The following is a 12148-nucleotide window of genomic DNA, read 5'->3' as shown; positions in this document are numbered from 1 at the left end:
GTGGTGGCGGATGCCGTCCAGGGCAAGGATTGTTTTGTCCGCTGGGTGTGCGCTCGAAAATGCCCCGCCCTGCTGGAGGGCGCGGCGCATTTCAGGTCGAACCCCGGTTCGGCGCCGGGGCTCAGAGGTCCTCTTGCGTGCTGTGGTGGTGCAGGCCGAGCAGGGGCAGCCACACCTTGTCCACGATCTCGACGATCGCCGCGTCCGGCACCGCGCCCATCGCCATCAGCATGTCGTGGCGCATGAGGTCGAAGGGCAGGTTCACCACGCGTTCGGGCCGGGGTGTCTCCGTGAGCTCGCCGCGCTTGACGGCGCGGTCGACGAGCGCGGCGAAGGGAGACTGCTGGTCCGCGATGCGAAGACGGTCGCGCAGGTCGCTGAAGCTCGTGCCGGTCTCGCGGAAGTAGTCCGCCAGCTGGATGTGCAGGAGTACCACCATGCGGGCCCGCTCGGTGTTGACCTTGCGCAGGAGAACGAGGGCGTCCCGGCGCAGGCTGCCAGTGTCGGGGAGGTCGAGCGGACGCCAGTGCCGGGCGAGCGTGGCGACGAGGAGATCCTCGCGCCGTGACCAGCGCCGGTAGAGCACGGGCTTGCTGGTTCCGGCGCGCGCTGCGACGGCTTCGTAGGTGAAGCCGTGGTAGCCCTGCTCGACGAGCACCTCCCAGGCGGCATCGGTGAGCGCGTTTTCCAAGGCAATGCCCCTGCGCCGGGTCGGAGTGCCCTCCGTGCGCCGTTGCTCGCTCACCGCTGCCCTCCGGATGGTCGCGTTCAGCCAGTCGGTTAGACCCGCTTGCGTATCTTAACCGCTCGTCGTACGCTCGGAGATATAAGATACGGAGCCGTTTCTAAACGGTGTGCGACCGGGTAAAGGAACCGCCATGTCCATGATCAACGCCGCGCTCGTGGAGTCTTTTGACGAGCCGCCGCACTACCGCTCGGTCCCCGCCCCCGCGGCTGCCCCCGGCCAGGAAACGGTGGACGTCCTCGCCGTCGGCGTGCACCCCGCCACCCGCGGCATCGCCGCCGGCAAGCACTACACGAGTCCCAAGACGCTTCCCGCGCTGGCGGGTGCGGACGCGGTCGTCCGGCGGGCGGACGGCAGTCTCGGCTATGTCATGACCATGGGCGCCGGCAGCCTGGCCGAGCGCATCGTCATCGATCCGGCCGCGATCATCCCTGTTCCGGAGGGAACCGATCCCGCGCTCCTCGCCGCCACTATGAACCCTGCCCTGTCCTCGTGGACCGCGCTGCGCACCCGCGTCCCGTTCCAGGCCGGGCAGTCGGTCCTGGTGCACGGCGCGACCGGCAACGCGGGCTCGACGGCTGTCAAGGTCGCCAAGCACCTCGGCGCGGGCCGAGTGATCGCCGCCGGACGCAACCGTGCTCGTCTCGACGACCTCGCCAGCGAGGGCGCGGACTCCGTCGTTCAGCTGGTCCCCGACGAGGATGTCACCGCGGCCGCGCTCGCCGAGGCCGCGGCGGAGGTCGACGTGGTCTTGGACTACGTGTGGGGGCCGCCCACCGAGCTCGCCATGCGCGCCGTTCTCGGAGCGCGCACCCAGCACACCCGATTGCTCGACTGGGTGCAGATCGGCGGTATGGGCGGGGACGCGATCACCCTCTCCGGGCACGCTCTGCGTTCCTCCGCGTTCCGGATTCTGGGCAGCGGTTTCGGCGCGGTGGACACGGAGGTGATGCTGCGGGAGTTCGCCGAGCTCGTCGCCGCGATCGCCGCGGGCGGCATGGCCGTGCGCCCGCATCCGTTCCGGCTCGATCAGGTCGAGGCGGCGTGGGCGCACCAGGACGCGCCCGGCGAGCGCACGGTCATCCTCTTGTGACAAGCGACCAGTTCTCGCCGCGGAGAGGTTTCGTCGTCAGGGCAGCATTTGCGCGACTCCCTCGCCGAACGACCAGTCCACCTCGTGGTTTTCCGTCAGGCTGAAGAACACGTTCCGCGGTTCGATCCCCGTCGCTTCGGCGATAAGCTCGGTCGCGCGCCGGTACAAGGCGGTTTTCTGCTCATTGGTGCGACCGGCGCGCATCGTGATCGCGACGTACACGATGTCGTCGTCGCGCTGGACGCCGAAATAGCTTGGGTCGTAACGCAATCGGTCGGCGGCGTGGCTGTTCATGATCTGGAACCGGTCGTCGACCGGGACGTCGATGGTTTCGGTCATCGCCTGGTGCACGGCTTCGCCGATGGCGGGGAGGCGGTCGGCGTTGGGTTCGGACAGCACGTCGATGCGGACGAGCGGCATGGGGGCCTCTCAGCTCAGCAGGTCGATATTCGGGCGGGACAGGTGAAGCACCCGGTACTGGACGTCGCTGTCCTCGTCCGGCGTGGTGGTCCAGAGGGTGAAGCGCACGGTTTCCCAGCGCTGCGGGTCAATCGCCAGCGCGGTGGTGTGCACAGCGGGGCTCTGCGACAGCTGCGCGAGTTCGGCCAACTCGCGGTCGATGCCGTCCGAGAACTGCCCGACGCGTTTAGTCGCGAACGCCGGGACGGTCGCTCGCGCTGGACCGGGCAGACAGCGAGCGCCGGTCCAGTGGTGCACCGGCGGACGCCCGAAATCCTGGATGATGCCGTCGAATCCGCCGCCTCCCCAAAGGAATCGGCTCATTCCGGCGGTGTCGGCCCAGAGATAGAACGGAGCGTAATGGTTGTGGCGCACCAGATATGCCTTGAGTCCCAGTCCGGGGAACGCGTCGGTGCGGTGGCCTCGGGTCGCGACTCGGTGCTCGATGTCGTACCCGGCGGGCAGGTCGATCTCGTACTGCATCGCGTACATCGGCGTCACCGCCGGCCGAGGAGTGCGAGCGCGCCGCGGATCGCTTGGTCGAACGGCTCGGCCGTCCCGGACGACCGGGCGAGGACGTATCCGCCTTGCAGCACCGCGACCAGTGTGGTTGCCGTGGCCGCTGGGTCGAGGTCGTTCGGCAGTTCTCCGTTCGCGATGCCCTCGGCGAGCACTTCGGCGAGACGGCCGCGCAGCCAGTCGAACGTTTCCTCCAGCGGCGCGCGCAATTCCGGGTTCGTGACGATCTCGGGGTCCAGCGCCAGCCGTCCGACCGGGCAGCCGCGCAGGACGTCGCGCTCGCGCGACAGGTAGGCCGAAACGCGTTCGACCGCCGTCGTGCCCTGGGCGAACGCGGTCTCGGCCGAGGCTCGCAAATCGTCGGCGTTCTGCCGGATCGCGGCGAGCGCCAGGTCGGCCTTGCCGGCGAAGTGGTGGTACATGCTGCCCTGTCCGGCCCCGGCGCGCTGCTGGATCGCCTTCGGGCTGGTGCCGACGTACCCCCGCTCCCACAGCAGGTCCTGAGTGCTCGCGATGAGCTGGTCTCTCGTGGACATGAATCTACCGTACATACTAGTAGGTACAGAGACAAGCGGGGGTGCGGGACCTGCGGAGGGGAGACCGGCTGACCGCATGGTCCGGACGATCTCGGCCCGGCAGGCTTTCCGGCAGCCGAAGAAAGGGATTCTCCGTGATCAAGTCTGCTGGCCGCCGCCGTCCAGGAAGCGATCGGCAGCATTCCGGCGGCACCGTCCGGCGGATCGCACAGGTGGTCAAGAAGGCACGGTTCCCGGAACGGTTGCCGGAGCTCGACGTTCGACGCGGTGCGGAATCCGCGTGCAGCCCGGGTTATGCGGGGCGGACGCGGCTGTGCACGGTCAGCCCGAGGACGGAAGCAATGGCGTGCATCGGCGACTCCGGCGGTCCGCGGATCCGGCGGACGGCCCGGGCGAGCCGGGGAGGAAACTGGCGGTCGTGACTTTCGTGTCGGCGGGCTATCGCGCTGTGCGGCGGACAAGCGAACTCGTGTCGATCAGCGAGTGCGTCGCTGAGGTGGACGACGACTGGTTCCGCGATCTCGGCCTCGCTCGGCAAACCGGGCTTCACGTGCTCGAAGTGGGCTTCGCGCCGGAAGAAGCCGCGCCGATCGTCCGCGAGATCGTCGCGGACGGCTGGGACCGCGAGACCAGTGTCGTGGTGAACCGGATCGAGGAAGGCACGCGCCCGTCCGGTGAGTTGCTCGGGTTCGAGCTGGTCGGTTACGACGGCGGACTCTGGCATACCTGGCACTGCCTCGGCGGCCTGGTCGACGACGTCCGCGCGGCGACCGGCGTCGTGCCCGGACGCTGCGGCCTGATCGAGGGCGCTGCCGCGGCCCGCCGGGCTGCCCGCTGGCTCACCGAGTCCGGTCTGGGCGACCCGAAAGTGTTCGACTGGGCCGCCGCGGCGCTGTTCGTCCCGTAGCTCCACGGAATCTCCACATCCTCCCCGCGACAGCGGCACATCCGGGCGGCAGCATGACCGCCGTGGAGCGGAGTGCGGTTTTCGAGGCGGAGGCGCGGCGGCGGAAGATCCGGCCGCAGCCGGCGTGGGGGAGCGGGGCGCGGCTGGACCCGGTGGTGGCGCGCAGCGTCCGGCGGTTCCGGCCCGCGCCGGACGAAGAGCAGCACCTGGTCGCCCGGCTGCTCGAAACCGCGAGCCCGCCGGGGAAAAGCGACGTGATGACCCAGTTGATCACCGATGTGCTCGCGCTCGGCTACTACCGCGCGCTGCGGGACGGCACCCGTGATCCGCTCACCGCGGAGGTGGCTGCGCGCGTGTTCGCCGGGTTGGAGCGCCGGCTCGGCTGTCACGTGGATCGGCTGCGGCGCTGGAAAACCGCGGCTTCCGTGCGATGGCGAGCCAGAGCGATTCTGGAAACCGGCGGCATCCTGGTCGGTCACGGACGCGCGTTGCGGCGGCTCGGCGTGCCCTGGCTGGCGTTCGTCACTGACGCCTGGGCTCTGTTCGAAAGAGCGGTCGCCGAGGTCCGCAGAGGACCGTCGATCCGCCCGGGGCCGCGCGTGCGGGCGCGGCCCCGGGGGCTGGTCTAGGAAAGCTTCGACCAGAGGAATTCGTACGCGACCGCCGAACGGAACGCGAGTTGTTCGTTGTCCGCTGCCGCTCCGTGACCGCCTTCGATGTTCTCGAAGTACTCCACGTCGTGGCCCTGCTCGCGCATCCGCGCGGCCATCTTGCGCGCGTGCCCGGGGTGCACGCGGTCGTCGCGGGTGGAGGTGACGAAGAGGATCGGCGGATACTCGCCGTCCGCGGAAACGTTGTGGTACGGCGAGTATTTCGAGATGTACTCCCATTCCTCCGGGACGTCCGGGTCGCCCCATTCGGCCATCCACGACGCACCGGCGAGCAGCAGGTGGTAGCGCTTCAGGTCGAGCAACGGCACCTGGCACACGATCGCGCCGAACAGCTCCGGATAGCGGGTGAGCATGACGCCCATCAGCAGACCGCCGTTGCTGCCGCCTTGGATGCCGAGCCGTTCCTTCGTCGTGATGCCCCGCGCGACGAGATCGCGCGCGACCGCGGCGAAGTCCTGGAACGCCTTGTACCGGTTCTCCTTCACCGCCTGCATGTGCCATTCCGGTCCGTATTCGCCGCCGCCGCGGATGTTCGCGACCACGTACGTGCCGCCGCGCGAAAGCCAGGAGCGGCCGACGACCCCGCCGTACGACGGGGTCAGCGAAACCTCGAAACCGCCGTATCCGTACAGCAGCGTGGGGCCGTTTTCCGCGTCGGGCGGGCGGACCACGAAGTACGGGATCTTCGTGCCGTCGTCCGACGTCGCGAAGTACTGGCTGACCTCGATCCCGGCCGCGTCGAAGAAGGCCGGCGCCTGCTTCAGCACCTCGACGTCCCCGCCGACGACGCCGCGAGTGAGCGTGGAGGGCTGGACGTAGCTGGAGGAATCCACCAGGTACTCGTCGTCGACGTCCGGTTCGGTGTCGACGATCTGCGCGCTGCCGAATTCCGGCGCGCCGCCCAGTTCCGCCTCGGTCCAGCCGTCCGGGCCGGGCGTCAGCACGCGCAGCTCCGACTTGACGTCGTGCAGCGTCGCGAGCAGGAGGTGGTTGCGGGTCCACGCGTAGTAGTCCAGCGAGGTGTGCGCGTCCGGGGTGAACAGCGCGGTGAAGTCGCGGTCGCCCGATTTGAACGCCTCGTAGCGGATCGCGAGCAGGGTGCCCGCGGGGTGTTCGGCGCCGCCGACGGTCCAGGCGCTGCGCGGGTGCACGAGCAGCCATTCGCGGTGCGTGGACACCTCGACGTCCTCGGGCAGGTCCAGTTTGGCCAGCCCGGACGGGGTCCGCTCGAAGTACTCGGTGCGGTAGAAATCGATCGCCCGGCGCACGAAATCGCGTTCGAAGCCCTCGGTCGGGTCGTGGACCGCCATCACCGCGACGTCGTCCGGCTTGCCCTCGGCGACGAGAACCGCGTCCTCGATCGGGGTGCCGCGCCGCCATTCCTTCACCAGCCGCGGATATCCGGACGTGGTGAGCGAGCCCGGGCCGAAATCCGTCCCGATGTACACCCGGTCGGCGTCGATCCATCCGATCCGGTGCTTCGCCTCGGGCAGGGTGTAACCGTCCGCCACGAACTCGTGCGCGTCGAGGTCGAACTCGCGGACGACGGTCGCGTCCGCGCCGCCGCGCGACAGCTGGACCAGGCCCAGCCGGTGCCCCGGACGCAGCACCGCGGCGCCCTTCCAGACCCAGTTCTCGTCCTCGGCCGCGGCGAGCGCGTCGACGTCGAGCAGGATCTCCCAGTCCGGTTCGGCGGTGCGGTACTGCTCCAGCGTGGTGCGCCGCCACAGCCCGCGCGGGTGGTCGGCGTCCTGCCAGAAGTTGTAGTAGTACGTCCCCCTGCGCGCGACGTACGGGATCCGTCCGCCCGCGTCGAGCACCTCGCGGATCGAGTCCCGCAGCTGCCCGAACCTCTCGCCCGCGGTGAGCACGTCCAGTGTCTCCGCGTTGCGCGAACGGACCCATTCGAGCGCCTCGTCGCCCGTCACGTCTTCAAGCCACAGGTACGGATCTTCGACAGTCATAGCGTCCAGTCTCGCTGCCGGTCGCGGATCCGGCCAGGATCCCGGCGTTCCCGTTTCGTGATCCAGGTCCGCGCGCGGTCTCCGTATGCTGGTCGGGAGGGGGAGGAATGACGTATTACGCCGGAGGCCCGTGGCCTCCGCAGCCGCCGCCGCAGGCTCCGCCGCGCCGGAAGCCGGGCAAGGCGCTGGGCGCGGTCGCCGCGGTGGCGATCGTCGCGGTCACGCTCGCGCTCATGGCCGTGGTGCCGCACGAGGTGTCCGGGCACGCGATCGCGGCCCCGGACGCCGACGCGATGCCGGACCGCCAGGACGCGAAACCGGTGCGCAAGCTCAGCGGCAATCCGCTGATGGCCGACGCGGTCGCCCTCGGTCCCGTGTCGTGCGACCTGCCGGACCTGAGCCGGGACGCGGAGCAGCTGAAGACGTTCTACACCGCGCTCGTGGGCTGCCTGAAGCAGGCGTGGCAGCCCGCGCTGGACAAAGCGGACGAGCCGAACCTGCCGGTCAAGGTGTCGGTCACGCTGCCGAAGACCAGCGCGTGCGGCAACGCGCCGTCGCGGGACGAAGCGGTCGCGTACTACTGCGGCGGCGACGCGACGATCTACGCGCCCACCGAGTGGATGCTGTCGGACGCCGGGTTGAGCCGAGCTCGGCATTTGGCGACGCTCGCGCACGAGTACGGCCACCACGTCCAGCGCGAGAGCGGCATCCTCGACGCGGCGAGCACGGAAATGGGTTCACCGGAGCCGAGCAGCGACGCGGACAAGGCGGTCGTGCGCCGGATCGAGCTCCAGGCGAACTGTTTCGGCGCGCTGTTCCTCAACGCGGCGGCGGATCGCGGGTCGATCAGCCGGGCCACCGCGAACGCCGCTGTCGCCGACTACGGCCGCGCCGACGACAGCGGCGACCACGGCACCCGCGCGAACCAGCTGGCCTGGGCGAAGGCCGGTTACACCGGGGCCGGTCCGGCTGCCTGCGACACCTGGTCGGCCCCGGCGGACAAGGTCAGCTGACGCGCCACCGCGGGTCGCGGCCCAGCCTGCCGAGGAACTGGTCCAGTTCGTTTTCCTCAGTGCCGACGGGGACTACCGGCGCGAACGTCCCTCGCTCGACGCGTTCCTTCGGGTCGGTCGGGATCATGAGCGCGAACTGCAGCGCGGCGTGCACTGCGTCTGGCACCGGGTTGTACGCGACGTCGAGGGTCTTGGCCAGGTCCCAGCCGTGCGCGACGGTGTCGACGAGGTGCATCGCGATCGCGACGGTGCCCGGGAAGGTGCCGAAGGTGTTGATGGCGATCTGGCGTTCCGCGACGTCGGCTTCGCCGTATGCGGCGAGGTAGTCGGTCACCGAAGCTGCGTACGCGGCGTACGGGTCTTCGCCGAGCTGACCGCTGTCCCAGTCCTTCGCGGAGCCGTTGCGCGCTGCTTCGGCGAAGGCGTGGTTTTCGCTGACTTGGTGGCGGAGCAGGTCGGCGAGCGTCCAGCCGGCGCACGGCGTGGGCCGGTCGAGGTCCGCCGCGGTGATCTTCGAGACGATCGGGTCGAGCACGAGCAGGGACTGTCGGTCGAGGTCGAACGTGGTCATGGGCTCACGCTAACCGCCAGATCGGTCCAGGAAGAGAGCCAAAGCGGAGCCAACTGCGGTGGACCAATCTAGGCTGGACGCGTGGACCTGCACCTGGCCCTGTCCGGCACCCGCGGCCACCGCGACGAGATCTACCGCCAGATCCGCGAAGCGGTGCTCGACGGGCGGCTCCGCGACGGCGACGTGCTGCCGCCGACCCGGGAACTGGCGCACCAGCTGGCCGTTTCGCGCACCACCGTCACCGCGGCGTACGAACGCCTCACCGCGGAAGGATTCCTCGCCGGCCGAGTCGGCGCCGGTACCTACGTGCGCGCCGGCGCCGCGCCACGGCCCGCCGAACCGACCGGGTTCGCGGAGGGCGTCCAGCCACGTCCAGAGTGGACAGACGTGCCCGCGCCGCCGAGAGCGTTCACCACCCCGCCGGAGTTCGATTTCCGTGCCGGAGTACCGGATGTGCGGCTGTTTCCGTTCGACACCTGGCGTCGGCTGACGGCGCAGGCGCTGCGCGGTTCCCGCGCGGAACTGATGACTTACGGCGAACCCCAGGGCGATCCCCGGCTGCGCACCGAACTCGCGCGGCACCTCGCGGTGTCGCGGAATGTGCGGGTGCTCCCGGAGCACCTCGTGATCACTTCGGGCGCGCAGCAGACGATCGACCTCGTCGCACGGGTCTTGTTGCGGCCTGGCGATCTGGCTGCCGTCGAGGATCCCGGGTATCCGCCGCCGCGCTTGCTGCTGGGCACGCTCGGGGTGCGTGTCGCGCCGGTTCCGGTGGACGACGAGGGCATCGTGGTCGACGCGATCCCGCCGGGCACTCGCCTGGTGCACGTGACGCCGTCGCACCAGTACCCGATCGGCGTCGCGATGTCGCCGTCCCGCCGACGAGAGCTGCTCGATTGGGCCGAGGACACCAGCGCGGTCGTGGTCGAGGACGACTACGACACCGAATTCCGCTACTCCGGGCGACCGCTGGAACCGTTGCACAGCTTGGATTCCCACGGCCGGGTGGTCTACGTCGGCTCGTTCTCGAAGGTCCTGTCTCCCGCGTTGCGGCTGGGTTTCCTCGCCGCGCCGCCCGCTCTGGCCGAGGCGATCGTCAAGGCGAAGTACCTCGCCGACTGGCATTCCCCGGGCATCGAACAGGCGGTGGTCGCGGCGTTCATCGCGGAAGGCGGGTTCGCCAGGCACGTCCGCCGGATGCGCGGCGTCTACCGTGCCCGCCACGACCTCCTCGTCGACAGTCTTCGTGCGGAATTCGGCGACGTGCTGGAGCCGGTTCCCGCGTCGGCCGGGCTGCACCTGAGCGCGTCGGCGGATCGCGATCTGCGCGGCTTCGCGCGGAAGGCGTCCGGGGCGGGCGTCCGGCTGTTCTCGCTCGGCGATTTCTCCGTGGCGGCACGGCGGCACGGGCTGCTGTTCGGCTACGGCGCGATCGCGGCGGACGAGATCGGACCCGGTCTGGCCCGGTTGCGCAAGGTGTTCGACGGTTGAGCGCGTTACCACGAACGGACGCGTCCCGCTGGACTTTCGCACTCGGCACCGGGGCCCTAACCTGATGTGACCCGACTCACCGAGGAGAGGGCATCGCCATGCGAATTGCGGATGTGCTTCAGCGCAAGGGCGCGACGGTCGCCACTGTGTCGCCGGGGACGACGGTCGCCGAACTGCTGGCGGGACTCGCCCGGCACAACGTCGGCGCGATGGTCGTCGTGGACGCCGAAGGCGGGATCGCCGGGATCGTGTCCGAACGCGACGTCGTGCGCAGGCTCAACGACCACGGGCCGGCCGTGCTGCAAGGGCCGGTCGCGGACATCATGACCACCATGGTCGCCAGCTGCACCCCGGACGATCCGGTGGACCAGCTCAGCGTCGTGATGACCGAACGGCGGATCCGGCACGTGCCGGTGCTCGACGGCGGGCGCCTCGCCGGCATCGTGAGCATCGGCGACGTGGTGAAGATCCGGATGGAACAGCTGGAACAGAGCCAGGAACAGCTGGAGGCCTACATCTCGCAGGGCTGACGCGTCACTCGCGCCAGCCGCTGAGTTCGACGCCCTTCGCGACGTCCACCCGGTAGCCGAGCGAGACCGTCGCGGACGCTCCGGGCGCGATCGTGAGCCGCCAGGTGAACTGGCCCAGTTCCGTGCGCTCGACCGGCTCCGGGCTGAGCCGCAGGTCCCGCACGGTGATCGCGTCGTCCCGCGAGACGGGGGCCTGGTCGAGCACGGCCACCACGGCTTCGCGCGGGCTGTGGTTGGTGACTGTCGTCAGGTAGTCGGCTTCGCGGCGGCGTTGCGCGGAGAACGTCGCCTTGCCGGCGCTGCGCTTGACCAGTTCGCGTTCGACGCGGATCCGGTCGTCGACGCCCAGCGCGAGTTCGCGTTCCTCGCCGGGAGCCCACAGCTCCAGCTGCGTGCTGCCGACGAATTCGGCTTCGTGGAACACTGCGGCGCGACCGGCGCGAAGCGTGTGCTCGCCGGTGTTGACTACCTTCGCGCGCAGGTATGCCTCTTCGGCCTGCGTCGGCGCGGTCACGTAGTCCAGTTCCGCGGTGAAGTCCAGCTGCGCGAGCGTCGTCCGGTGGCCTTGCGCGCCGGACGGGATCGCGACCGGACGAGCGGGGCGGAAGGTAACCGCGGTGGTGCCTTGCTCGACCTCGGCGACGTGCGCGGCGAAGCCGTCTCGACCGGCGGGCGCTGCGCCGCCGTACGCCATCGCGGCGGGTGCGGGCGGCACCATCGAGCGCCGCTCCGGCTGCTGCCGATCCAGGTACCAGGGCTGGAGTTCCGGGATTACGACGGTGTTCGCCGGGCGCGCGGTGGACAGCGTCAGCTCGCACTCCGGCCAGTCCTCACCGGTGTGCTGGCTGACCAGTCCGTACGAGGTGACGGTGACGTCGGTGCCGCGTACGCGGACGTCGTACCCGGGTTCCCAGCGCGCGCCGGGGACCACATAGGACAGTTCGATTTCGGCGGTGGCAGGAGTTTCCAGCTCCACCACGATGGTCGAACTGTCCTGTTGGGACTGTGCGCTGCGCGTCTCGATCTGACGGTCGAGCGCGGCGAGGTCTTCGCGCAGCCGTTCCAGCTTCGTGGCGAGCGCGCGACGTTCCTTGAGCGCTGCGGCTAACTGCGTGCTGAGTGCTTCGCTCACTTCCTGCACACGCCCCGGTTCCGCGTCGCCACCAGCCAACGCCTTCGCGAAGCTTGCTCCGCTGCGTCGCGAGACCCCGGTCAACAGGTCAACGCGCGCGGCCGCGGCGCTCTCGTCGTCCGCGACCTCGTCGACAGTCGCCTGGTCCGCGCGACGCTGCTCCACGAGCGCGCGCAGCGTTGGGTCCGCAGGCGCGGCGTGTTGCGCGTACGCGACGTCGACGCCCGTGACCAACGCGTCGCCCGCGCCGCTGACGCGCACCGAAGCAGCGTCGAGCGACAGGGGGAGACCCGTGATCTCTACGCGGGACCCGTCGGCCGGAGTGACTTGACAGCGGCGGGTGACGCGCGCGTGCTGCGGATAGACCGTGACCGTGACTATCGGTGCGTCCATGGCTCCGACGTTAGTCGGTTGACGCGACTTGCGGTTGACGGAACTCTCAACTTGCTCGCCTGCTTCGTCCAGCTTGGGGGTTCTGGTGGGAGTTGCCGCTCGAGTCGCTGCCGTTTTCGTCGCA

General features: G+C 69.8%; 13 protein-coding genes. 6 read left to right on the top strand and 7 right to left on the bottom strand.

Features of this window, described 5'->3' with window-relative positions:
• Nucleotides 1-121 precede the first annotated feature (121 nt).
• Nucleotides 122-745: a TetR/AcrR family transcriptional regulator gene (locus H4281_RS11340; protein ID WP_182890812.1), complete on the bottom strand. Its 624-nt coding sequence runs from the start codon at nucleotides 743-745 to the stop codon at nucleotides 122-124.
• A 133-nt stretch (nucleotides 746-878) separates the two neighbouring features.
• Here H4281_RS11340 and H4281_RS11335 point away from each other — a divergent pair, with 133 nt between their 5' ends.
• Nucleotides 879-1838, top strand: a complete 960-nt coding sequence (locus tag H4281_RS11335; protein ID WP_182890811.1) for a quinone oxidoreductase family protein — start codon at nucleotides 879-881, stop codon at nucleotides 1836-1838.
• A 36-nt stretch (nucleotides 1839-1874) separates the two neighbouring features.
• Here the strand turns inward: H4281_RS11335 and H4281_RS11330 are convergent, their stop codons facing one another.
• Genes H4281_RS11330 through H4281_RS11320 form a run of 3 tightly spaced genes read right to left on the bottom strand, consistent with a single transcriptional unit; the run spans nucleotide 1875 to nucleotide 3352 of the window.
• On the bottom strand, nucleotides 1875-2258 hold the full coding sequence (locus H4281_RS11330; RefSeq protein WP_182890810.1) for a tautomerase family protein: 384 nt from the start codon (nucleotides 2256-2258) through the stop codon (nucleotides 1875-1877).
• A 9-nt stretch (nucleotides 2259-2267) separates the two neighbouring features.
• Nucleotides 2268-2789, bottom strand: a complete 522-nt coding sequence (locus H4281_RS11325) for a DUF4865 family protein (protein ID WP_182890809.1) — start codon at nucleotides 2787-2789, stop codon at nucleotides 2268-2270.
• Nucleotides 2790-2794: 5 nt separating this feature from the next.
• Complete coding sequence (locus tag H4281_RS11320) at nucleotides 2795-3352, bottom strand: TetR/AcrR family transcriptional regulator (protein WP_182890808.1); 558 nt, start codon at nucleotides 3350-3352, stop codon at nucleotides 2795-2797.
• A gap of 418 nt (nucleotides 3353-3770) precedes the next feature.
• Here H4281_RS11320 and H4281_RS11315 point away from each other — a divergent pair, with 418 nt between their 5' ends.
• Together H4281_RS11315 and H4281_RS11310 are read left to right on the top strand one after the other, a co-directional pair.
• On the top strand, nucleotides 3771-4259 hold the full coding sequence (locus tag H4281_RS11315; RefSeq protein ID WP_182890807.1) for a hypothetical protein: 489 nt from the start codon (nucleotides 3771-3773) through the stop codon (nucleotides 4257-4259).
• Nucleotides 4260-4312: 53 nt separating this feature from the next.
• Nucleotides 4313-4888 carry a hypothetical protein gene (locus tag H4281_RS11310; RefSeq protein ID WP_220506968.1) on the top strand — a complete coding sequence of 192 codons (576 nt, stop codon included), beginning with the start codon at nucleotides 4313-4315 and terminating at the stop codon, nucleotides 4886-4888.
• On the opposite strand, the gene H4281_RS11305 is transcribed toward H4281_RS11310, so the two are convergent.
• Nucleotides 4885-6894: a prolyl oligopeptidase family serine peptidase gene (locus H4281_RS11305; protein WP_182890806.1), complete on the bottom strand. Its 2010-nt coding sequence runs from the start codon at nucleotides 6892-6894 to the stop codon at nucleotides 4885-4887. The two genes, H4281_RS11310 and H4281_RS11305, sit on opposite strands and share 4 nt — an antisense overlap.
• 107 nt (nucleotides 6895-7001) lie before the next feature.
• Between H4281_RS11305 and H4281_RS11300 the strand changes: the two genes are divergently transcribed.
• Nucleotides 7002-7907 carry a neutral zinc metallopeptidase gene (locus tag H4281_RS11300; protein ID WP_182890805.1) on the top strand — a complete coding sequence of 302 codons (906 nt, stop codon included), beginning with the start codon at nucleotides 7002-7004 and terminating at the stop codon, nucleotides 7905-7907.
• On the opposite strand, the gene H4281_RS11295 is transcribed toward H4281_RS11300, so the two are convergent.
• The gene (locus tag H4281_RS11295; protein WP_182890804.1) at nucleotides 7900-8478 is read right to left on the bottom strand and encodes a TIGR03086 family metal-binding protein; all 579 of its coding nucleotides are present in this window, start codon (nucleotides 8476-8478) and stop codon (nucleotides 7900-7902) included. The genes H4281_RS11300 and H4281_RS11295 overlap by 8 nt on opposite strands.
• An 81-nt stretch (nucleotides 8479-8559) precedes the next feature.
• On the opposite strand from H4281_RS11295, the gene pdxR reads away from it, so the two are divergent.
• Nucleotides 8560-9969 carry a MocR-like pyridoxine biosynthesis transcription factor PdxR gene (gene pdxR, locus H4281_RS11290; protein ID WP_182890803.1) on the top strand — a complete coding sequence of 470 codons (1410 nt, stop codon included), beginning with the start codon at nucleotides 8560-8562 and terminating at the stop codon, nucleotides 9967-9969.
• A gap of 98 nt (nucleotides 9970-10067) precedes the next feature.
• Entirely contained in the window at nucleotides 10068-10499 is a 432-nt protein-coding gene (locus H4281_RS11285; protein ID WP_182890802.1) for a CBS domain-containing protein, read from the top strand.
• A 4-nt stretch (nucleotides 10500-10503) separates the two neighbouring features.
• Here H4281_RS11285 and H4281_RS11280 read toward each other — a convergent pair whose 3' ends face one another.
• Nucleotides 10504-12024, bottom strand: coding sequence for a DUF4139 domain-containing protein (locus H4281_RS11280; RefSeq protein ID WP_182890801.1), 1521 nt, complete (start codon nucleotides 12022-12024; stop codon nucleotides 10504-10506).
• Nucleotides 12025-12148 lie beyond the last annotated feature (124 nt).

Source organism: Amycolatopsis dendrobii (assembly GCF_014145675.1).
Classification (GTDB): Bacteria; Actinomycetota; Actinomycetes; order Mycobacteriales; family Pseudonocardiaceae; genus Amycolatopsis; species Amycolatopsis dendrobii.
Note: the sequence above shows the minus strand (reverse complement) of the source record. Positions and strands in the feature narration are given on the sequence as shown.